22 protein-coding genes are annotated in these 23,121 nt (G+C 38.7%); 14 read left to right on the top strand and 8 right to left on the bottom strand.

Annotated elements, in window-relative coordinates:
* The first annotated feature begins 374 nt into the window (after positions 1–374).
* The 11 genes from M1F91_RS01555 to M1F91_RS01505 all read left to right on the top strand — a co-directional run bounded on the left by M1F91_RS01555 (position 375) and on the right by M1F91_RS01505 (position 12,015).
* The gene (locus M1F91_RS01555; RefSeq protein WP_247912345.1) at positions 375–1,067 is read left to right on the top strand and encodes a YjjG family noncanonical pyrimidine nucleotidase; all 693 of its coding nucleotides are present in this window, start codon (positions 375–377) and stop codon (positions 1,065–1,067) included.
* Positions 1,068–1,131: 64 nt separating this feature from the next.
* On the top strand, positions 1,132–1,887 hold the full coding sequence (locus tag M1F91_RS01550; protein WP_247912570.1) for a DUF4336 domain-containing protein: 756 nt from the start codon (positions 1,132–1,134) through the stop codon (positions 1,885–1,887).
* Positions 1,888–1,898: 11 nt separating this feature from the next.
* The gene (locus M1F91_RS01545; RefSeq protein ID WP_247912344.1) at positions 1,899–2,552 is read left to right on the top strand and encodes a uracil-DNA glycosylase; all 654 of its coding nucleotides are present in this window, start codon (positions 1,899–1,901) and stop codon (positions 2,550–2,552) included.
* A 12-nt stretch (positions 2,553–2,564) separates the two neighbouring features.
* Positions 2,565–3,029, top strand: a complete 465-nt coding sequence (locus tag M1F91_RS01540; protein WP_247912343.1) for an 8-oxo-dGTP diphosphatase — start codon at positions 2,565–2,567, stop codon at positions 3,027–3,029.
* Between the two features lie 12 nt (positions 3,030–3,041).
* Complete coding sequence (locus M1F91_RS01535; protein ID WP_247912342.1) at positions 3,042–4,310, top strand: dihydroorotase; 1,269 nt, start codon at positions 3,042–3,044, stop codon at positions 4,308–4,310.
* Positions 4,311–4,353: 43 nt separating this feature from the next.
* Positions 4,354–5,694 (top strand): MATE family efflux transporter, encoded by a 1,341-nt coding sequence (locus M1F91_RS01530; protein ID WP_247912341.1) that lies wholly within the window; start codon positions 4,354–4,356, stop codon positions 5,692–5,694.
* Between the two features lie 181 nt (positions 5,695–5,875).
* Positions 5,876–6,844 carry a thiamine pyrophosphate-dependent dehydrogenase E1 component subunit alpha gene (locus M1F91_RS01525; protein ID WP_247912340.1) on the top strand — a complete coding sequence of 323 codons (969 nt, stop codon included), beginning with the start codon at positions 5,876–5,878 and terminating at the stop codon, positions 6,842–6,844.
* Positions 6,845–6,860: 16 nt separating this feature from the next.
* Complete coding sequence (locus tag M1F91_RS01520; RefSeq protein ID WP_006152177.1) at positions 6,861–7,853, top strand: alpha-ketoacid dehydrogenase subunit beta; 993 nt, start codon at positions 6,861–6,863, stop codon at positions 7,851–7,853.
* Between the two features lie 327 nt (positions 7,854–8,180).
* On the top strand, positions 8,181–9,224 hold the full coding sequence (locus tag M1F91_RS01515; protein WP_247912339.1) for a dihydrolipoamide acetyltransferase: 1,044 nt from the start codon (positions 8,181–8,183) through the stop codon (positions 9,222–9,224).
* A 39-nt stretch (positions 9,225–9,263) separates the two neighbouring features.
* Entirely contained in the window at positions 9,264–10,967 is a 1,704-nt protein-coding gene (gene lpdA / locus M1F91_RS01510) for a dihydrolipoyl dehydrogenase (RefSeq protein ID WP_247912338.1), read from the top strand.
* A 58-nt stretch (positions 10,968–11,025) separates the two neighbouring features.
* Positions 11,026–12,015 (top strand): lipoate--protein ligase, encoded by a 990-nt coding sequence (locus M1F91_RS01505; protein WP_247912337.1) that lies wholly within the window; start codon positions 11,026–11,028, stop codon positions 12,013–12,015.
* A gap of 78 nt (positions 12,016–12,093) precedes the next feature.
* Here the strand turns inward: M1F91_RS01505 and xerS are convergent, their stop codons facing one another.
* The 8 genes from xerS to M1F91_RS01465 all read right to left on the bottom strand — a co-directional run bounded on the left by xerS (position 12,094) and on the right by M1F91_RS01465 (position 20,210).
* Positions 12,094–13,164, bottom strand: a complete 1,071-nt coding sequence (gene xerS / locus M1F91_RS01500; RefSeq protein WP_247912336.1) for a tyrosine recombinase XerS — start codon at positions 13,162–13,164, stop codon at positions 12,094–12,096.
* Between the two features lie 354 nt (positions 13,165–13,518).
* Complete coding sequence (locus tag M1F91_RS01495) at positions 13,519–15,069, bottom strand: ClC family H(+)/Cl(-) exchange transporter (RefSeq protein WP_247912335.1); 1,551 nt, start codon at positions 15,067–15,069, stop codon at positions 13,519–13,521.
* 15 nt (positions 15,070–15,084) lie between these two features.
* The gene (locus M1F91_RS01490) at positions 15,085–15,864 is read right to left on the bottom strand and encodes a ribonuclease HII (RefSeq protein WP_247912334.1); all 780 of its coding nucleotides are present in this window, start codon (positions 15,862–15,864) and stop codon (positions 15,085–15,087) included.
* On the bottom strand, positions 15,851–16,702 hold the full coding sequence (gene ylqF, locus M1F91_RS01485; protein WP_247912333.1) for a ribosome biogenesis GTPase YlqF: 852 nt from the start codon (positions 16,700–16,702) through the stop codon (positions 15,851–15,853). Before ylqF ends, M1F91_RS01490 begins: the two co-directional genes overlap by 14 nt.
* Before the next feature lie 148 nt (positions 16,703–16,850).
* A complete protein-coding gene (gene pta, locus M1F91_RS01480) occupies positions 16,851–17,825 on the bottom strand; it encodes a phosphate acetyltransferase (protein ID WP_247912332.1) in 975 nt (324 codons plus the stop codon).
* Positions 17,826–17,840: 15 nt separating this feature from the next.
* Positions 17,841–18,740 carry an RluA family pseudouridine synthase gene (locus tag M1F91_RS01475; RefSeq protein WP_247912331.1) on the bottom strand — a complete coding sequence of 300 codons (900 nt, stop codon included), beginning with the start codon at positions 18,738–18,740 and terminating at the stop codon, positions 17,841–17,843.
* Entirely contained in the window at positions 18,737–19,555 is an 819-nt protein-coding gene (locus M1F91_RS01470; RefSeq protein ID WP_247912330.1) for an NAD kinase, read from the bottom strand. Before M1F91_RS01470 ends, M1F91_RS01475 begins: the two co-directional genes overlap by 4 nt.
* Complete coding sequence (locus M1F91_RS01465) at positions 19,539–20,210, bottom strand: GTP pyrophosphokinase family protein (RefSeq protein ID WP_045616114.1); 672 nt, start codon at positions 20,208–20,210, stop codon at positions 19,539–19,541. The genes M1F91_RS01470 and M1F91_RS01465 overlap by 17 nt, the downstream gene beginning before the upstream one ends.
* Before the next feature lie 133 nt (positions 20,211–20,343).
* Between M1F91_RS01465 and M1F91_RS01460 the strand changes: the two genes are divergently transcribed.
* The 3 genes from M1F91_RS01460 (at position 20,344) to M1F91_RS01450 (ending at position 23,118) form a co-directional block, all read left to right on the top strand.
* Positions 20,344–20,913, top strand: coding sequence for a CYTH domain-containing protein (locus tag M1F91_RS01460; protein WP_247912329.1), 570 nt, complete (start codon positions 20,344–20,346; stop codon positions 20,911–20,913).
* Positions 20,914–21,036: 123 nt separating this feature from the next.
* Positions 21,037–21,987: a ribose-phosphate diphosphokinase gene (locus M1F91_RS01455; RefSeq protein ID WP_247912328.1), complete on the top strand. Its 951-nt coding sequence runs from the start codon at positions 21,037–21,039 to the stop codon at positions 21,985–21,987.
* A 15-nt stretch (positions 21,988–22,002) separates the two neighbouring features.
* Positions 22,003–23,118, top strand: coding sequence for a cysteine desulfurase family protein (locus tag M1F91_RS01450; protein ID WP_247912327.1), 1,116 nt, complete (start codon positions 22,003–22,005; stop codon positions 23,116–23,118).
* The last annotated feature ends 3 nt before the right edge of the window (positions 23,119–23,121 follow it).

Raw genomic sequence — 23,121 nt, 5'->3', positions numbered from 1 at the left:
ACTATAAAGTAGCGTCAATTATTAACTGAGAGACGAGTTAGTCATATAGGTTCATTTTATAGACAAACTTTAACCAAGCCTCCTCCTAGTCTAACACTAAAACTCCCCTACAACGTGAATTATATCACAATTAAGAGTGTAAGGCAAATAATAATATAAAATAGTAAGATATTTCCGACAAATTTCTAAAAAAATAAAAAGATTGTTCATTTTTTACAAACTTTTTTTAAAAATTCAACCTACACTGAATTAAAAATTTAGTTAGGATATGAACTAAGTTTCAGAAATAAGATGTTCAATATGATATACTTAGAGCTAAGGATTGTGAAGATATTTTAACAACCATTATTTGGAAACTTTAGGATACTATACTTATGACTTATAAATTTCTACTTTTCGACCTCGACCATACCTTGCTCGATTTTGATGCTGCCGAAGATGTGGCTTTAACGCAACTTCTAAAAGAAGAAGGTGTTTCTGATATTCAAGCCTATAAAGATTATTACGTTCCAATGAACAAGTCTCTCTGGAAGGATTTGGAGCTTAAAAAGATTACAAAACAAGAACTAGTTAACACACGTTTTTCTCGTTTATTTGCTCATTTTGAAATTGAAAAGGATGGCGTATACTTAGCTGAACGTTATCAGTTTTTTTTAGCTCAACAGGGGCAGGTATTTTCTGGGGCCATGGAACTCTTAGATAGCCTTATTGATCGTGGTTATGAACTCTACGCTGCCACCAACGGGATAACTACAATTCAGACAGGTCGTCTGGCTCAATCAGGTCTGGCTCCCTATTTCAACCAAGTTTTTATCTCAGAGCAGTTGCAAACGCAAAAACCTGATGCACTGTTCTATGAAAAAATTGGTCAGCAGATTGCTGGATTTAGTAAAGAAAAGACGCTGATGATTGGAGATTCCCTAACCGCCGATATCCAAGGTGGCAATAATGCTGACATTGATACCATCTGGTATAATCCTCATCATCTGGTAAATAAGAGCTTAGCCCAGCCAACTTATGAAGTTGACTCTTATCAGGCTCTGCTAGAACTCTTAGATAAACTGTAAAAAGTGGTTTCCATAGCCACTTTTTGCTATAATAGAGGCAGTGAAAATGAAGGAGTAGTAAATGATGTCTACGCCACCTCTTTCTCTTTATGAACCATTGTATTTACTAAAGGAAGTTGATCAAAATATCTGGATAGTGGATGGTGATTTGATACAAATGGATATGAAGGCCTTCAAACTTCCTTTTCAGACACGTATGACGGTGATTAAGTTAAATGATGACAAACTTTGGATTCATTCTCCTATTGCTCCAAATGAGAAACTTTTTACTGAACTGGACGCTTTGGGCAAAGTGGCTTACCTGATTTCACCAAATAAGATTCACTACGCCTATATTGCAGATTGGAAACAAAGATATCCTCATGCGCAAGCATGGTCTAGTCCGGGAGTAGAAGAGAGAGCGAAAAGTCAGAAAGTCAAGGTTGTATTTGATGCTCCCTTAACAGATAAGGCTCCTGACTTATGGTCTGATGAGATTGAACAACTCATTTTTAAGGGAAGTTCAGTCATTGAAGAGGTGGTATTTTTTCATAAATCAACTAAAACACTGATTGTGACAGACCTCATAGAGAATTTTGAACCAGAAAAGATAGCTAGTCCAATCCGCAGAAGATTCTATCGTTTAGCTCGTGTAACAGCCCCTGATGGTCAAACTCCTATTGACTATCGGATGACTTTTTTAGGAAGACAAAGGGAAGCAAAGGTTTCCTTTTCCCTTATGTTAAACTGGAAACCGGATAAAATCATACTTGCACATGGTTTATGCTTTTTTAAAAATGGTACGGATGAATTAAGACGTGCTTTTAGATGGATACGATAAAGGAGAGAAAGATGCAACACTCATCTTGGCACGCCTTGATTAAGGAGCAATTACCGGAAGGTTATTTTGGGAAAATCAATCACTTTATGGAACAGGTTTATGCACAAGAAACTGTCTATCCGGCCAAGGAAAAAGTTTTTCAGGCTCTTTTGACAACTCCTCTTGAAGAGGTTAAAGTGGTGATTCTTGGTCAGGATCCTTATCATGGTCCTGGTCAGGCTCAAGGTTTGAGTTTTTCTGTTCCAGATAATATCCCAGCACCTCCTTCTTTGCAAAATATTTTAAAAGAACTTGCTGCTGACATTGGAGTTAAATCATCCCATGATTTGACAGCTTGGGCTGAGCAGGGAGTTTTACTTCTAAATGCTTGCTTGACCGTTCCTGCTGGGAAGGCAAATGGTCATGCTGGGCAGATATGGGAGCCTTTTACAGATGCTGTAATTAAGGTTGTTAATAATCTTGATAGACCAGTAGTATTTGTTCTCTGGGGTGCTTATGCACGTAAGAAGAAGGTGTTAGTAACTAATCCTCAACATCTGATTATTGAATCAGCTCATCCGAGTCCTCTTTCCGTTTACAGAGGATTTTGGGGTTCCAAGCCTTTTTCCAAGGCCAATACATTCTTAACAGAGACAGGACAAGAGCCGATTGATTGGCTTAGATAAGGAGAGAATAATATGCCCCAGTTAGCGACGATTTGCTACATTGATAATGGAAAAGAACTGCTCATGCTTCATCGCAATAAAAAGCCTAATGATGTCCATGAAGGAAAATGGATCGGTGTAGGTGGAAAGTTAGAGCGTGGAGAAACTCCACAAGAATGTGCGGCCCGCGAGATTTTAGAAGAAACAGGATTGAAGGCTAAGCCAGTTCTTAAAGGTGTAATCACCTTTCCAGAGTTCACACCAGACTTAGACTGGTACACCTATGTGTTTAAGGTGACGGAGTTTGAAGGGGAGTTGATTGACTGTAATGAAGGGACCTTAGAATGGGTTCCTTATGATGAAGTTTTAAGCAAACCAACCTGGGAAGGAGACCACACCTTCGTAGAGTGGCTTTTAGAAGATAAACCATTCTTTTCAGCAAAGTTTGTTTATGATAGTGATAAGTTATTGGATACTCAAGTAGATTTCTACGAATAAAGGAGAAAGCAGATGTTACTAATCAAAAATGGTCGTGTAATGGATCCCAAGTCTGGTTTGGATCAAGTGTGTGATGTCTTGGTTGAAGACGGTAAAATTGTCAAAATTGCACCACAAATTAGTGAAAAAGATGCAGAGGTCATTGATGCAACTGGTCTTGTAGTTGCACCTGGCTTGGTGGATATCCATGTTCATTTCCGTGAACCTGGTCAAACTCATAAAGAAGACATTCATACAGGTGCACTAGCAGCAGCAGCTGGTGGTTTTACGACAGTTGTCATGATGGCTAATACCAACCCAACCATCTCCGATGTTGAGACTTTGCAGGAAGTTCTTCAATCTGCAGCAAAGGAAAAAATTAATGTTAAGTCTGTAGCAACTATTACCAAGAACTTTAATGGCCAAGACTTGACTGACTTTAAGGCGCTTTTAGAAGCTGGAGCCGTTGGTTTTTCAGATGATGGTATTCCTCTTGAAAGCAGTAAAGTGGTCAAGGGAGCTATGGAAGAGGCTAAAAAACTCAACACATTTATCAGCTTACACGAGGAAGATCCTGGTCTGAATGGTACGCTAGGTTTTAATGAAAATATTGCTAAAGAACACTTCCATATTTGTGGTGCTACTGGGGTTGCAGAGTATGCAATGATTGCACGTGATGTCATGATCGCCTATGCTACAAAAGCCCATGTTCATATCCAGCATTTGTCCAAGGAAGAGAGTGTCAAAATTGTGGAGTTCGCTCAAGATTTGGGAGCAAACGTAACTGCAGAAGTAGCACCGCAACATTTCTCTAAGACTGAAGCGCTTCTCTTGACTAAGGGAAGTAATGCTAAGATGAATCCACCACTTCGCTTGGAGTCTGACCGCCGTGCAGTTATCGAAGGACTCAAGTCAGGAGTCATTTCAGTAATTGCGACAGATCACGCGCCTCACCATGCTGATGAAAAGAACGTCGAGGATATCACCAAAGCTCCATCGGGTATGACAGGACTGGAAACTTCATTGTCACTTGGTTTAACTTACTTAGTCGAAGCTGGTGAGCTAAGCTTGATGGAATTATTAGAAAAAATGACAGTAAACCCAGCAAAATTGTATCATTTTGAAGCAGGATATTTGGCTGAAAATGGTCCAGCTGACATTACCATTTTCGATGATAAAGCAGACCGTATCGTAGAATCACATTTTGCTTCAAAAGCATCTAACTCCCCATTTATCGGTGAAGAGTTAAAAGGGCAGGTAAAATACACTATTTGTAATGGACAGATTGTCTATAAATACTAGATGAAATACTGCTCTATAATATTTAAATTTAGAGAGAGTCTGTATGTATCCAACCCATCATTTTAAAGACAAGTTCATTTTATTTCTTAAGATTTTCTTCCCTATTTTGGTTTATCAATTCGCAAATTATTCGGCTTCCTTTGTCGATACGACCATGACCGGCCAGTATAATACGATTGATTTAGCTGGTGTTTCAATGGCTACTAGCTTGTGGAATCCTTTCTTTACTTTTTTAACAGGTATTGTTTCTGCCATAGTCCCTATAGTTGGACATCATTTAGGACGTGGGAAAAAAGAAGAAGTGGCTTCTGATTTCTATCAGTTTCTTTATCTTTCACTTGGCTTATCCATTTTTCTATTTGTTTTAGTTTTTCTGGTTGCTCCACTAATTCTAAATAATATGGGATTAGAAGCGGCGGTAGCAAATATAGCAGTTCGTTATCTATGGTTTTTAGCAATAGGGATTATTCCTCTTTTACTCTTTAGTGTTATTCGTTCGTTACTGGATGCACTTGGATTGACAAGGTTGTCCATGTATTTGATGCTTTTATTGCTCCCTCTCAATAGTGGTTTTAACTATTTATTGATTTATGGTGCCTTTGGTTTTCCTGAGTTGGGAGGAGCTGGAGCGGGACTTGGGACCTCTATGGCTTATTGGGCCTTGTTGGGTATATCTATACTCGTCCTTCTTAAACAAGAAAAATTAAAAGAACTACATTTAGAAAACCGTCTACCTTTAGACAGGAATAAAATAAAAGAAGCGATAAAACTGGGATTACCAATAGGTGGAACTGTATTTGCAGAAGTTGCTATTTTTTCAGCCGTTGGCTTGATTATGGCGAAGTTTTCATCATTGATAATAGCTAGTCATCAGTCTGCCATGAACTTTTCATCTCTCATGTACGCCTTTCCTATGAGCATTTCAACAGCGATGGCTATTGTTGTTTCTTACGAAGTTGGTGCTAAACGTCTAGAGGATGCTAAGAAATACATAAAAATTGGACGACTATCAGCTATGGCATTCGCAATTTTAACACTTTCTTTTCTCTATGTTTTTAGAGAAAATGTTGCCAGTCTCTATGGTCATGATTCAGAGTTCATTCAACTAACTGCTAGTTTTATGACCTATAGCTTATTTTTCCAGTTAGCTGATACATTTGCGGCACCATTACAAGGGATTTTACGAGGCTACAAAGATACTGTCATACCTTTCTACCTTGGTCTCCTTGGATACTGGGGAGTTGCTATACCTCTTGGTTTGTTTCTAGATTATTCAACAAATCTCGATGCTTATTCATATTGGATAGGTCTTATCGTAAGTTTAGTTGTCAGCGGATTACTCTATCAGTGGCGTTTACAAGTTATTATGAAAAGATTCAAATAATTTGTTGAAAATATCCATGGAAATCAGTTTGTGAAATAGCCATTTTACATAAAGAAAAGTCTTGATTTCATTGACTTTTCTTTTTTTATATTGTGAAAAAATATCAAGCATAATCTTTGACTCTAGTTAACCTATAAGTTAGAATAGAACTATAAGAAATTAAACTTAGAAAGGCAAGATTATGTCAACTTTAGATAAAAATCTTTTGCTTGAGATGTTCCGTAAGATGGAAGAAATTCGTCGTATGGATTTAAAAATTGCTCAATTAGTAAAAAAAGGAAAAGTGCCAGGTATGACGCACTTTTCTGTTGGTGAGGAAGCTGCAAACGTTGGGGCTATGTTAGCTCTAAACGAAGACGACCTCATAACATCAAACCACCGTGGTCACGGACAAGCCATTGCTAAGGGAATCGACCTTAATGGTATGATGGCTGAAATCCTTGGTAAGTATACTGGAACTTGTAAAGGTAAAGGTGGATCAATGCACATCGCCGACCTTGATGCAGGTAACCTTGGAGCCAACGGTATTGTTGGTGGTGGTATGGGAATCGCAGTAGGTGCAGCCCTTACTCAACAAATGAAAAACACTGGTAAAATCGTTGTCTGCTTCTTTGGTGATGGAGCGACGAATGAAGGTGTATTCCACGAAGCTGTTAATATGGCTTCAATTTGGAATCTTCCAGTAATTTTCTACTGTATCAATAACGGTTATGGAATCTCTGCTGATATTAAGAAAATGACAAATGTCAAGCATATCCACGAGCGTAGTGCTGCTTACGGTATTCCAGGAATGTTTATCGAAGACGGTAACAATGTTATCGATGTCTACGAAGGATTTAAGAAAGCAGTTGACCATGTTCGTTCTGGTAAAGGTCCTGTCTTGATTGAAAGTGTAACTTACCGTTGGCTTGGTCACTCTTCATCAGACCCTGGTAAATATCGTACACGTGAAGAAGTCGATGAGTGGAAAGAAAAAGATCCAATCGAAAACCTTCGCAAGTACCTTGTTGAAAATAATATTGCTAGTGCAGAAGAACTCGAAGAAATTCAATCGCAAGTTAAGGAAGCAGTGGAAGCATCTGTTAAGTTTGCAGAAGAAAGTCCATTCCCTCCACTAGAATCAGCTTTTGAAGATATTTACGCAGACTAAGGAGAAGTAGAGAAATATGGAAACAAAATTAATGTCTTTCCGCGATACCATTATCCTTGCAATGTCTGAGGAAATGCGTCGCGACGAAAATGTACTCTTGATGGGTGAAGATGTCGGTGTCTTTGGTGGAGACTTTGGTACATCTGTAGGTATGCTTGAAGAATTTGGACCAGAACGTGTTCGTGACTGTCCGATTTCCGAAGCAGCTATTTCTGGAGCAGCTGCTGGTGCTGCTATGACTGGACTTCGCCCAATCGTTGACATGACTTTCATGGACTTTTCTGTTATTGCCATGGATAATATCGTCAACCAAGCAGCTAAAACTCGTTACATGTTTGGTGGTAAAGGTCAAGTGCCTATTACAATCCGCTGTGCCGCTGGTAACGGAGTAGGTTCTGCAGCACAACACTCACAATCATTGGAATCTTGGTTCACTCATATCCCAGGATTGAAGGTTGTAGCTCCAGGTACACCAGCTGATATGAAGGGACTTCTTAAGTCTTCTATCCGTGACAACAACCCTGTTATCATCCTTGAATACAAATCAGAATTTAACCAAAAAGGTGAAGTACCAGTAGATCCTGACTATACAATTCCACTTGGTGTCGGAGAAATCAAACGCGAAGGAACTGATGTAACAGTAGTAACATACGGTAAAATGCTTCGTCGTGTTATGCAAGCAGCTGAAGAATTGGCTGAAGAAGGCATCTCAGTAGAAGTAGTAGACCCACGTACTTTGGTTCCACTTGATAAAGACATCATCATTAACTCAGTTAAGAAGACTGGAAAAGTAGTTCTTGTCAACGATGCCCACAAGACAAGTGGTTTTATCGGTGAAATTTCAGCTATTATCTCAGAATCAGAAGCATTCGATTATTTAGATGCACCTATTCGCCGCTGTGCAGGGGAAGATGTACCAATGCCTTACGCACAAAATCTTGAAAATGCAATGATTCCAACAGTTGAAAGCATCAAAGATGCAATCCGTAAAACTCACAACAAACAATAATACATAAAATAGATTATGTAAACAAATAAATCAGACGAGAAGCTTTGTATCTAATAGATGCAAAGTTCTCTACGTACTTGATATCTTAGATTAGAGCACGGGCTAAAAGCTCGAAAAAAAGATAAATCTCCTTGACTTCATCGAAGTCTACGTTGATTTCCTATTTTTCGGTCGCTTTTAAACGCCCTTTGCATCATGTAATTGAATTCGGACGGAGGTCTGTGAAAAAAAGATAGATTTCCTTGTGTTCATCGAACACATCGTCAATCTCCTATTTTTTCATTGCCCTCTTCGTCCTTAATATCTTAGTATAGAATAGGAGAGGTCATGGCTGATGATAAGCTAAGAGCGACTCCTGCAGCTAGAAAATTAGCGGATGATTTAGGAATTAATCTCTACGATATTTCTGGCTCAGGCGCAAACGGTCGTGTCCACAAAGAAGACGTGGAAACATTTAAAGACACTAATGTGGTTCGCATTTCACCACTTGCAAAACGAATTGCCCTTGAACATAACATTGCATGGCAGGAAATCCAAGGAACTGGTCATCGTGGCAAGATTATGAAGAAGGATGTTTTAGCTTTCCTTCCGGAAAATATTGAAAACGATACGATTAAGTCACCTTCTCAGATCGAAAAAGTGGAAGAAATTCCAGATAACGTAACTCCTTATGGGGAAATCGAGCGTATTCCGATGACACCAATGCGTAAGGTTATTGCTCAACGTATGGTTGAATCATACTTGACTGCACCAACCTTCACGCTTAACTACGATGTCGATATGTCTGAAATGCTTGCCCTTCGTAAGAAAGTCCTTGATCCAATCATGGAAGCAACTGGCAAGAAAATTACTGTTACAGACTTGCTTTCACTTGCGGTTGTTAAGACGCTTATGAAACACCCGTACATTAACGCTTCATTAACTGAAGATGGTAAGACAATTATCACTCACAACTATGTCAACCTTGCGATGGCTGTTGGAATGGATAATGGTTTGATGACGCCAGTTGTCTACAATGCTGAAAAAATGAGCTTGTCTGAGTTGGTAGTTGCCTTCAAAGATGTTATCGGACGTACTTTGGATGGTAAACTAGCTCCTAGCGAATTGCAAAATTCAACCTTCACCATCAGTAACTTGGGAATGTTTGGTGTTCAATCATTCGGTCCAATCATTAACCAACCGAACTCAGCAATCCTTGGGGTTAGCTCAACAATTGAGAAACCAGTTGTTGTTAATGGTGAAATCGTGATTCGTCCAATTATGAGTCTTGGTTTAACAATTGACCACCGTGTCGTAGATGGTATGGCTGGTGCTAAGTTTATGAAAGACTTGAAAGCTTTAATTGAAAACCCAATCTCAATGTTGGTTTAGAGAATTTATTTTTAGAAATATAGATAAAGGAAGTAAGATATGGCCTTAGAAGTAATTATGCCAAAAGCCGGCGTGGATATGACAGAAGGACAAATCGTCCAATGGAATAAAAAAGTCGGAGAATTTGTAAAAGAAGGAGAAATCCTTTTGGAAATCATGACTGACAAAGTCAGCATGGAATTGGAAGCAGAAGAAGACGGTTACTTGATCGCTATCCTGAAAGGGGACGGCGAGACTGTTCCTGTTACTGAAGTTATCGGTTATCTTGGTGAAGAAGGGGAAAATATCCCAACAGCTGGAGCAGCTACACCAGAAGCTAGCCCAGCACCTGCAGCAAGTGCTTCGAACGATGATGGTAAGAGCGATGATGCTTATGATATCGTTGTTATTGGTGGTGGACCTGCTGGTTATGTTTCTGCCATTAAAGCAGCTCAATTAGGTGGTAAGGTTGCTCTTGTTGAGAAATCTGAACTTGGTGGAACTTGTTTGAACCGTGGATGTATCCCAACTAAGACTTACCTTCACAACGCTGAAATTATCGAAAATATTGGCCATGCAGCAAATCGTGGTATCGTAATTGAAAATCCTAACTTCACAGTTGATATGGACAAACTTCTAGAAACAAAATCTAAAGTTGTCAATACCCTTGTAGGTGGTGTTGCAGGACTTCTTCGTAGCTATGGAGTTGATGTTCATAAAGGTATCGGTACTATTACTAAAGATAAGAATGTCTTGGTAAATGGTTCTGAATTGCTTGAAACTAAGAAGATCATCCTTGCTGGTGGTTCAAAAGTAAGCAAAATCAACGTTCCTGGTATGGAATCATCACTTGTTATGACTAGTGATGACATCCTTGAAATGAATGAAGTACCAGAAAGCCTTGTGATCATTGGTGGTGGGGTTGTCGGTATCGAGCTTGGTCAAGCATTTATGACATTCGGTTCAAAAGTAACTGTTATCGAAATGATGGACCGCATTGTTCCAGCTATGGATGCAGAAGTATCTAAGAATCTTCGCTTGATTCTTGAACGCAAAGGTATGACTATCTTGACAGGTACTAAACTGCAAGAAATCATCGAAGAAGATGGCAAACTCCGTATCAAAGTCGAAGGAAAAGATGATATCATCGCAAATAAAGCACTTCTTTCAATCGGTCGTGTTCCAGACCTTGAAGGAATCGGAGAAGTTGAGTTTGAGTTAGACCGTGGTCGTATCAAGGTCAATGAATACATGGAAACATCTGTTCCAGGTATCTATGCGCCAGGTGATATCAACGGTACTAAGATGTTGGCTCACGCTGCCTTCCGTATGGGTGAAGTAGCTGCTGAAAATGCCCTTAAAGGAAATCACCATGTTGCTAAATTGAACTTGACTCCTGCAGCTATTTACACACTTCCAGAAGTAGCAGCAGTTGGTTTGACTGAAGAACAAGCTCGTGAGAAATATGATGTCCAAATCGGTAAATTCAACTTTGCCGCAAACGGACGTGCAATTGCATCAGATGCTGCTCAAGGATTTGTTAAAGTCATTGCAGACAAGAAATATGGTGAAATCCTTGGTGTTCATATCATTGGTCCTGCTGCTGCAGAGTTGATCAATGAAGCGTCAAGTATCATCGAAATGGAAATCACTGTAGAAGAAATGCTTAAGACAATCCACGGTCACCCAACATACTCTGAAGTTATGTACGAAGCATTTGCTGATGTTCTTGGAATGGCTATCCATTCACCTAAGAAAAAATAAAAATAGATAGATTAGACTGGAATTATTTTCCAGTCTCTATCGTATTAGAAGGTATCTTATGAAATACATTATCAATCATTCAAACGACACTGCCTTTAATATTGCTTTAGAGGAGTACGCTTTTAAGCATCTTCTTGATGAAGATCAAATCTTCCTTCTTTGGATCAACAAACCATCTATCATTGTAGGTCGTCACCAAAATACCATCGAAGAAATTAACCGTGACTATGTACGCGAAAACGGTATTGAAGTAGTCCGTCGGATCAGTGGTGGTGGAGCTGTTTACCATGATTTGAACAACCTTAACTATACCATCATTTCAAAAGAAGATGAAAACAAGGCCTTTGACTTCAAGAGCTTCTCTACTCCAGTTATCAATACTTTGGCTGAACTTGGTGTTAAAGCTGAATTTACAGGCCGTAACGACTTGGAAATCGACGGTAAGAAATTCTGTGGAAATGCACAAGCCTATATCAATGGCCGTATCATGCACCATGGTTGTCTTCTCTTTGACGTGGATTTGTCAGTCCTAGCTAACGCACTTAAAGTGTCTAAAGATAAGTTTGAATCAAAAGGGGTTAAATCAGTCCGTGCTCGAGTAACTAATATTATCGATGAGTTGCCAGAAAAGATCACTGTTGAAGAATTCCGTGATTTACTCTTGGAATACATGAAAAAAGAATACTCTGAGATGACTGAGTATGTATTCTCAGATGAAGAATTAGCTGAAATCAATCGCATCAAAGAAACTAAGTTTGGAACTTGGGACTGGAACTATGGGAAATCACCAGAGTATAACGTCCGTCGTGGAACTAAATTCCCAAGCGGTAAAGTTGAAATCTTTGCTAATGTTATTGAGTCAAAAATTCAAGACATCAAGATTTATGGAGACTTCTTTGGTATCGAAGATGTAGCAGCAGTAGAAGATGTCCTTCGTGGCATTAAATACGAACGTGAAGATGTTCTTAAAGCACTTCAAACCATTAACTTAGGCCGTTACTTCGCAGGAATTACTGCAGAAGAAATTGCTGAGGCTGTTGTTGAATAAAAAAAAGAAGTTGGTTTTTCCAGCTTCTTTTTTTTGTAGCTATTATTTACATAATTTATATTATGTATATTATGTATTTTATAAACCATCCAAGGCATTTTTCTGTTCGTCATTAACGATATGCGTATACAAGTCCGTTACCTGTGTGCTAGCATGTCCTAGCTGGTGGCTGACCAAAACTTGGGATTTGGTTGCATCATAGAGACGGGTTGCAAGAGTATGGCGCAGTTTGTGGGGAGTTACGCGGACTTTAAAGTCTTCTGAATACTTGGCCACCATCTTTTCAACACTAGAAGCATCAATCCGGTTTGGAACACCTCGATATAAGGTCAGAAAGAGGGCTGTATCAGTCTTTTCTGTCTTATAACGTTTGTCTCGAATAGCAAGATATTGCTCTAAATAAGGCTTAGCAAAGGCAGCCACATTGACTGAGTCTCTTTTTCCACCTTTTCGAGTAACATCAATCACCATCATTTTAAGGTTAAGATCTCGAAGATCTAGGTTAACTGCCTCAGAAAGACGGACACCAGAGGCAAGAAGGAGTGCGATAATGGCTAAATCTCGCTCCTTATTCTTGTTAAAGGACGATAAGGCTCGATTTGAGAGAGTTTTAGGGTATTCTTCATCTATATAATTCAAAAATCCCTCTGTTTCATCACCTAAAAAGAGCTTTTGCTTGATATTTTCAGCTCGCGCAGCCAAGGTTTCTTTCTTTTTCTTGGTAGCAACCTTCTTCATAACATTGCGATAGAAATAAGGTTCCCCTTGTTCATTTTCAACCTCCTCAGTCAAATACTTATAAAGACTAGAAAGTGCAGAAAGTGTACGATTAACGGTTGTTTGAGAAACCCCGTTTTTCGTCGTATTGGCATTGAGCAGAGGACGTTCACGCAAGTAAAGAATAAAGGATTCCATGTCTTTCTTGGTCATGTGCTCCAGAACGTCTAAGGGAATATTTGCCATGGTGTCAGCATCTGATATACCTGATTCCAAGACCCAGGTGAAAAATCGATCGTATTCCTTTAAGTATTCGTACAAGGTCGTAAAACTGTACGGAACAGCCAGTTTTGATTGGTAATATTCTAAGACGTACCAGGGCATGACTTGTTTGAGTTTATCAATACGTTCTAATAAGATCTCGCGTTTCATGTTTTTCTCCAAATCTTTCTATACTAGTAGTATAGCATAGCCAGATATATTTTTCAAGAAAATTATAGTTTTTCGGAAAGATGTTATAGGGGAGATTTAGGAATGTTCAAATAAGCTATACAATTCTAAAAAACGTCTGTCTAGATTCGCTAAGTTAATAATCAATCATTAATTTATTGACTTAAAAAATTTCTAAAGCTTCTACAGTTTAAGTTTATTAGAATACAATATAAAAACTCGATACCATTATATAGGAATCGAGTTTTGATTTATATGATTTGGTCTATCATTATAATTACTAATCTTAGACCACTAATATACATGACATAATATAATTTATGTAAATAACTAATTCTACAACAATAAATCTTTCACTTTTCCAATTTCACTTTTTGGAATCACGAGATGAATCATATCACCTAGATACATCCTTGTAGATCCATTAACTGTCTTACTTTTCCCATTATGTACTTGGGTTGTGATGAGCACATTATGAGGTAAATTGAGTTCATGTACCTGCTTACCAGCTATTTTATCTGATACTGGAATTTCAATTAGGGTAATTTCTCCATCATCTGTTGCTGATTCAGGTAACATTTTTTCTAGCATGGCTTCATAGACGGGCGCCCCTTTGAGCAGATCCATAACAATATAAGCAACTAGGGTGACCATCCCTAAAGGCATTAGATTTCGGATATCTCCGACCATCTCAGTCACAAGAATCATAGCTGTCAATGGTGCTTTTGAAATAGCACCAAAATACCCACTCATTCCAAGAATCACAAAGATAGGAAATTGCTGCTGGCTAACAAGGCCAAGATTGACACAAATAACACCGACCAGAGCTCCAAGTAAGGATCCTAAAGCTAAAATAGGTAGGAAAATTCCACCTGGTAGTCCACTTCCATAACTGATCATGCTCCAGATAAAGCGAATGATGAAGTAAATTAAGAGAATTTGGAAGCTAAAATCCTGTTCTGTTAAGGATAAGACAACTTGATTCCCACCACCAAGAATCTGTGGTAGAAAAATTCCTACTGGAATAATAAGAATAAAAGCAAAAATCGGATGATAAGCTTTATCAATGTTAAGCTTTTGGCCAACCCAGTCATAAACTTTGCCAACATTCAGAACGGCTTTCTCATATAGATATCCAGAAACTCCAAGAAAAATCCCCATAACCAGATAAATCCAATATTGACTAAGACTCATTTGAGGAATATTATCAGGCATATCAAGCACAGGTGTTAAGCCAAAGATGAGAAGGGAAACAAAGTTTGCTACTAGACTAGCAGCCAAGGTAGAAACCCAGAAGAATCGTGAAAAATGGTGATAGACTTCTTCTACTACAAATAATAACCCCGCAATCGGTGCATTAAAGGCTGCAGCAAGTCCAGCCGCAGCTCCGCTAGCAATCAAAGAACGCTCCTCAACAGGGCTAGACTTGAGCCATTTAGCAATTCCTTTTCCTCCAGCGGCACCTAGCTGAATACTGGGACCTTCACGACCGAGCATAAGCCCACTTGCAATGGCCAAAATACCCAGAATGTATTTCTTCCAGAGAATACTCCACCAGTTGAGAGACATGAGACCTTTTAACTCCGCTTCAACTTGAGGAATACCAGAACCTTTGATATCTTTTTCTGAACGTGTTAATTTGGCACTAAGCCAGCATATAAAAAGATAAAGAAGGAAAATAATCAATAGATTCCGTATCAGATTTTCTTGGTCTTGATAAAATCCTTGAACGATATGAAAGCCTTTTTCGATCAAAAATCGAAATGATCCTACAATAATTCCTACGACTAATCCGACAATAATACCTCGCCCTACTTGGGCTAAGATCGTACTGGACGCGAAGGCAAATTCTTTCTTGGAACTAAGTATTTCCGATTGTTCCTCCATAATTCTCTCCTTTAATTATCTTTTATTAGTTTCTGAAACGATCGTTTTAATCGGTTCAAAGCTTGTGCGATGAATGGGTGTAAATCCGTGCTTTTCTATACCTTCTAAATGTTTAGCCGTTCCATAACCAGCATTTTGAGAAAAATCATAACCTGGGAATTCCTGGTCATAGTTATCCATAATCTTATCCCTTGTAACCTTAGCAATGATGGATGCAGCTGCAATGGATAGGGAATTCGCATCTCCTTTGATGATGGATGTTTGAGAAATCGGCAAATCCAACTTCATTGCATCAATCAAAAGGTGTTCTGGTTGAGGTTCAAGTTGAGAGATAGCTTCCTTCATGGCTAGTTTCGTTGCTTCATAGATATTGACTTGGTCAATGACATGATTATCCATAATCCCAATACCGATTGCTAGGGCATTCTCTTTGACAATCTGAAAAATCTCCTCGTGTTTTTTCTTAGGGATTTTTTTACTGTCATTTAAACCTTTAATCTTACAATTTTGAGGTAAAATGACTGCCGCAGCAACAACAGGACCAGCTAATGGGCCACGTCCGACCTCATCTACACCAGCAATTAAGCTAAAACCTTGAGCGTAAAGCACTTTTTCATAAGATAACATGCCTTCTAGGCGCAGATTTTCATCAATTTCAGCTTGAATAGCTTTCTTACGCTTTTCAATTTCCTTTTGTACACCTGAGCGAGAATCATTTTCAAACTCCTTAAAAAGGGGACTTTCAAGATCTGTTATCTTTGCTAATGCGTCTTTTATTTCTTTAATCGTTGCCATCGATATCATCCAATGTATCTAAGGTATAGTTACCAAGTTTTCCGTCACGAACTTCCTTGACAAAGAGATTATAGAAGCGATCGTAATCATCACGGAAACCAAGGATACGTGTCATATCCATGATGATTTCTGGAGCTTCGTCGTCCAAATTCATTTGTTTAAAACGTTCTTGAAGCTTTTCAGGGTAATGTGTTTTAAAGTAATTAAGACCGAAAATCGTTACTTCATCCATTGGAAGCAACTGATCTTTGATAGCTCCAGTTAAAGCAAGCTTGAGTGCTACGGTTTCATCTTCAAATTTTGGCCAAAGAATACCTGGAGTATCCAAAATCTCAAGGTCCTTATTAGTTTTAAGCCATTGTTGCCCCTTAGTAACACCAGGTTTATTACCAACAACAGCGATTTTCTTACCCGCCAAACGGTTCATCAGAGTTGATTTACCAGCGTTTGGAATCCCAATAATCATGGTACGCAAAGTTTCAATTTGAATACCACGTTCTTTTTGACGCGCAATCTTCTCTGCCATGAGTTTCTTAGCAGCATCCGTTACTACTTTTACTGTTATTTGTTCCTTAGAGTTAATAGCAAGTGTCTGAATACCTTGTGATTCAAAGTATTGACGCCACTCTTTCGTTAATGCTGAGTCCGCAAGGTCTGCTTTGTTCAAAATCAATAGTCTTGGTTTATCTCCGATGATTTTAGTCAGCATCGGATTTTGACTAGACAAGGGCAAACGTGCATCTACTAAAACTGTTACAAAGTCAACAAATTTTAAATTTTCCTGGACTTGACGACGCGCCTTAGACATATGTCCAGGAAACCATTGAATAGTTGCCATTTTATTTCCTTTTCTTCATACAAACTTATTCTATAAAACATAGATGATTACTGACTATTTTACCATATTTTGGCTATTTTTGCAGATGAATGATATCTCAATAAAAGGGAAATCCCCCTTTACCGAGAGGAAAAGAGGGATAAAATTCTTATTGATGAACCGCTTGTGCTGCAGTGATAAGAGTTAATTTGTAAACATCATCAGAGTTACATCCGCGAGAAAGGTCGTTTACTGGTTTGTTAAGTCCTTGCAATACAGGTCCAACTGCAGCAAATCCGCCGAGACGTTCTGCCATCTTGTAACCAATGTTACCAGCTTCAATACCTGGGAAGATAAAGACATTAGCTTGTCCTGCTACATTACTTCCTGGAGCTTTAAGAGCGGCAGTTTCTGGAACAAAGGCAGCATCAAATTGCAATTCTCCATCAATTTCAAGGTCTGGACGCAATTCATGAGCGATTTTTGTTGCTTCAACAACTTTATCAACACTTTCACCAAAACCTGAACCTTTAGTTGAGTAGCTAAGCATAGCAATCTTAGGTTCGATACCGAACATCTTAGCTGTGATTGCTGAGTTAATCGCGATTTCAGCTAGAGCATCAGCATCGGGGTTGATGTTGATAGCACAGTCACCAAACAAGTAACGTTCAGCGCCACGAACCATAAGGAAGGCTCCTGATGTACGGCTAACATTTGGACGAGTCTTGATGATTTGAAGAGCTGGACGAACAGTTGAAGCTGTTGAGTGGATCGCACCTGACACCATACCGTCTACTAAGCCCATATAGACTAACATTACACCAAAGTAGTTAACATCATTGACAAGCACTTCTCTCGCTTCTTCTTCTGTCATTTTTCCTTTACGACGTTCAACAAGCGCAGCTACCATTTCTTCAAATTGTGGGTAGTGTTCTGGATCAATGATTTCGTAACCTTCTGTAATTCCTTCGATTTCAAGATAGATTTTAATTTTTTCAGGGTTTCCTAATAGGACAGGGATAACTTCTGTTTCTTTTACCAAACGCTTCGTCGCTTGAAGGATACGTGGTTCTTCACCTTCAGGTAAAACGATGCGTGCATTTTTACCAACTAGGTTGGCTTTCAAACTTTCAAAAACTTCCATAAGTTTTGACTCCTTTTAAGATAAATTATTATTTGATAACTGTGTAATAAGTGCGTTAAAATCATCCGGCAGTGGGCATTCTAGCACTAACTGCTCTTCTAAGAAAGGATGATAAAACGATAAGTAATGGCAATGTAGAGCCTGGCGTTCTATGCCATGGTCTAAACTTCCACCATAAAGGTCATCTCCGAGTAATGGAAATCCAATATGCGAGAAATGAACCCGAATCTGGTGGGTTCTCCCAGTATGGAGACGAATATCAACTAAGTGAATATTTCCATAAGATGCTACCACTCGATAAGAAGTATGAGCATACTTCCCACCTTTTGCGACCCGTCTAGTGATGATGGAATCTTCATCTCTGGCTATTGGTGCAATGATTTCTCCCTGAGGATCAAGATGACCCTCACCTTTAACCAGGGCGTAATAACGCTTTTCAATAGCCTTTCTCTGCAATTGCTTGTCTAACCTAGCATGCGCGTAGCCATGTTTTGCAAAAAGCATCAAGCCAGAGGTATCTCTATCAAGTCTAGTAACGATGTGGACTTGTTGGTTTTCATAGTTCTGTTTGACATAGTAACCCTTGATAAAGTTGGCAATGGTATTGGAATGATTGACACTAGGAATAGATGCAACACCAAAGGGTTTATTAATAATCAAGAAATGATCATCTTCAAATAGAATATCTAGCAGATAATCAATTGCTTCCAATGTCTCGAAACCTTCCTCAGGTGGAATATCAATGACAACCTCATCTCCGATATCTAAGAGATAGGTTGCGTTCTGTGGATGCCCATTCACCTGGATATCGCCACCTCGAAACTTAATCTTGGCAAGTAAACCTTTAGAAACTTCATGTTTTTTCAGAAAGGTTTTGACCTTGACATGTTCGTCGGCAATAAATTGAAACCTCATTCGTCCACCTCACCAATAAAGGCATCTTTAACACGATTCCAAAAACTGGTGTGGCTTGGAGTGGCTACAAAATGAATCTTGTGGTGATCGATTTGGTACTCTATTTTTTCAATATTTCGGAAAGAATAGATACTATTATCGATAGAGATAGTATGATAATCATTTCGAGTTGGTATTAGTTCGATTTTATCTTTCTTAGGAACAATGATTGAAGAACCAAGTGTTCGATAAATTCGATTATTCAGACTAGCAATTTCCGCCAATTGTAACGCTTCTATAGTCGGATGTAGGACAGCACCACCAAGTGATTTATTGTAGGCTGTACTTCCAGTTGGCGTTGAAACCGTTAAGCCGTCACCACGGAAACGTTCAAAGGGAACATGGTTAATGATGACATCCGCAACCATAGTACGATCCGCTCGACGAATACTAGCTTCATTTAGTGCTCGGAAAGACTTGACTTCACCATTTTCAAGAAAGATTTTAACACTTAAGAGCGGATAAGAAACTCGAGCTCCATTATCCAACTGTAAATTTGTGACTAATTGATCCAACTCAAAATCACGATAATCCGTATAAAAACCTAAGTGACCAGTATGTACTCCAATGAAACGCACCTTATCGAGTTGGTTTTCATATTTATGAAATGCAGACAGTAACATGCCATCTCCACCAATAGAGATAACGATGTCTGGATTCTTATCATTCAGGATAAAATTATTCTTTTTTAAGCAATCTTTTAATTCAAAAAGAACCTTTTGACTCTGAGGTTTACGGTTGGCAATTAGGTCAATTCGTTTACCTGTATTCTTCATCGGTATCGTCACTGTTTCCTACCCCGTCATTTAATTTTCTGTGCAAAGGATCAAAGAGTGCTTGCGCTTCCTGGATATCAGCACGTATCTTACTCATTTCTTCATCTAGCTGATGAGAAATTCTAGCGGTAATCTCAAGTCTTTCCTTGATTTCTTCCGGGAAATCTCCTTGGTATTTATAGTTGAGTGAATGTTCAATCGTCGCCCAAAAGTTCATTGCCAACGTACGAATTTGAATCTCAACTAAGATGGTTTTTGCACCATTTATAGTATCGACTGTATATTCAATAACTACATGGTAAGAACGATAACCTGACGCCTTACGATGAGTGATATAATCTCGTTCTTGAACAACTCTCATATCCTGTCTTTTACGCAGGATAGATACAACCTCATTCACATCGTCTACAAATTGAACCATCACACGCAATCCTGCAATATCCTGCAAATCTTGTTCAAGCGTGTCATAGGTTATCCCACGACGTGCCATTTTTTCTTTGATGCTTTCAATCGGCTTTACGCGACCTGTGACAAACTCAATAGGAGAATGTTTATTTTGTTTTCGATATTGTTTTCGGATACCTCGGAGTTTAATTTTTAATTCTCCGACAGCTTGAATGTAAGGATCTAAAAATTCTTCCCATTCTGTAATCATATAACTCTTACGTCCAATTCTCTATGCAGTTTCATTTATCTAGTTTTTGATTTTCTCATGAAAATCATATACAATAAATACAATGCTTATTATACCATAAATCGCTTTCAAATATAAAGAAAAGGTTGTAAAAATGAAACATTTAGAAATAGAAATGAAAACACTTCTAAGTGAAGAAGAATATGATCGATTGCTAGCTCAATTTTCAGAAGTCACACCAGTTACACAAAGAAATTACTACTTAGATACGCCTGATTTTTACCTTCGCCAACATAAAATTGCAATGCGTATTCGTACGTTCGATACAAGCGCCGAACTGACTATTAAGATTCCTCAAGAAGTCGGAAATATGGAATACAACCAATCCCTTACTCTTGAGGAAGCAAAATATTGTCTTGAAAATTGTAAACTCCCTCAGGGGATGATTCTAGAAGAACTAACTAGCCGTGGACTTTCAACAAGTGGTTGGGTGGTTTTAGGTTGCCTAACTACTGTTCGTTACGAAAAAGAAACAGCTATTGGACTCATGGCGCTTGATCAAAGCCGCTACTTCGATATTGTAGATTATGAACTAGAGCTAGAAGTTGAGAATGGTGACCAAGGAAGTCTTAATTTTCAGGAGTTTTTACAAGCCAATGATATCCATTACAAGAAAGCACCTTCAAAATTAGTACGATTTATAGAAAATATGAAAAAATCCTGAAATAATCAACTTTTTTTGATAAAATAAAGGAGATAAAAAAAATTAGAATCTGTAACAGAAAACTCTTGTTTTAAAATTGTTTTCTTTTGCTGATTCACTTAGTTTATAGAGGACGGTTTATCAATGTCAGATACAAAGAATATGAAGCTTTTTTCGCTTTCATCAAACCATGAAATTGCTCAAAAAATCGCAGATGCTGCAGGTGTGCCACTTGGAAAATTATCATCACGTCAATTCTCAGATGGTGAAATCCAAGTTAACATCGAAGAAAGTGTTCGTGGCTATGATGTTTATATCATCCAGTCTACTTCTTGTCCTGTTAGCAATCATTTGATGGAGCTTTTAATCACTGTTGATGCCTGTGTTCGTGCTAGTGCAAATACAATCAATGTTGTCATGCCTTATTTTGGTTATGCTCGTCAAGACCGTATCGCTTCTTCTCGCGAACCCCTTACGGCTAAACTTGTTGCAAATATGTTGGTTAAAGCTGGAGTTAGTCGTGTATTGACACTTGATCTCCACGCTGTTCAGGTTCAAGGTTTCTTTGATATTCCTGTTGACAACCTCTACACAATTCCTCTTTTTGCAAAACATTATTGTGATAAAGGTTTGACAGGTTCAGATGTGGTTGTTGTTAGCCCTAAAAATTCAGGTGTAAAACGTGCTCGTAGTCTTGCTGAATACCTTGATGCGCCGATTGCTATCATCGACTATGCTCAAGATGATTCTGAACGTAGTCAAGGATATATTATCGGTGAGGTTGAAGGCAAGAAAGCAATCTTAATCGATGACATCCTTAATACAGGCCGGACTTTCTCTGAAGCTGCTAAAATTTTGGAACGCGATGGTGCTACTGAAATTTACGCGGTATCTAGCCATGGATTGTTCGTTAATGGTGCTGCGGAGTTGTTAGATGCAACTGATATCAAGGAAGTCTTGGTGACAGATTCTGTATTGACAGAAAGTAAAAAACCTAAGAATGTACAATATATTACCGCAAGCGAACTAATTGGTGATGCCATGGTTCGTATTCATGAAAGAAAACCAGTTAGTCCACTATTTAAATTTAAATAGAAATTAGGTGAGTTTTTGATTTATTTAGATAATGCTGCTACGACACCCATGTCACCTGCAGCTATCTCAGCAATGACTCAAGTCATGCAAGAAACATATGGGAACCCTTCTAGTATTCATAGCCATGGGCGACAAGCAGGTAAATTATTACGTGAAGCCCGTCAAGAATTAGCAGGTTTACTAGGTACAAAGCCCCAACACGTTTTCTTCACCTCTGGTGGTACAGAAAGTAATAATACAGCTATTATCGGCTACTGTCTTCGTCATCAAGATCGTGGCAAACATATCATTACTACTGCTATCGAGCATCATGCTGTGCTTGAACCTATTGAATATCTAGTTGAAAAATTTGGGTTTGAAGTGACAATTCTAGAACCTGAAAATCAAGAAATCACAGCAGAGCAAGTTAAAAATGCACTCCGTGAAGATACTATTCTAGTTTCAACCATGTATGCCAATAATGAAACAGGTACTCTCTTGCCAATCGCTGAAATTGGTCAGATTTTAAAAGAACATTCAGCAGCTTATCATGTAGATGCTGTTCAAGCTGTCGGAAAGCTAGAAATTCTTCCTGAAGAACTAGGAATAGATTTCCTCAGTGCTTCTGCTCATAAATTTCACGGTCCAAAGGGTATCGGTTTCCTATACGCTGCTTCTACAGATTTTGATCCTTACCTACATGGCGGAGATCAAGAACAGAAAAAAAGAGCAGGGACAGAAAATCTTCCCGCAATTATAGGTATGGTTGCAGCTCTAAAGGATGATCTTGAACATATAGAGCCTAACTTTGAAAAAGTTCAAAAACTACAAGAAACATTTCTAGCTGAAATGGCTGGAGCAACCTACTATCTAAACCAAGGTAAAGAGCAACTTCCCTATGTCCTCAACATTGGATTTCCAGGACAACGCAACGATCTACTGCTACTTCGTCTAGACCTTGAAGGAATTTCTATCTCGACTGGTTCTGCTTGTACAGCTGGTGTTGTTCAGGTCAGTCATGTTCTTCAAGCCTTCTACGGCGAAGACTCTCCTCGCTTACACGAGTCAGTTCGCGTCAGCATTTCACCTCAAAATACAGAACAAGAAATAATTACTCTTGCTAAAACTCTTAAAAATATCATCGGAGGATAACTC

The organism is Streptococcus sp. oral taxon 431 (assembly GCF_023110115.1).
Lineage (GTDB): Bacteria > Bacillota > Bacilli > Lactobacillales > Streptococcaceae > Streptococcus.
The sequence above is the reverse complement of the archived record's forward strand: the minus strand, read 5'-3'. Positions and strand labels throughout refer to the sequence as shown.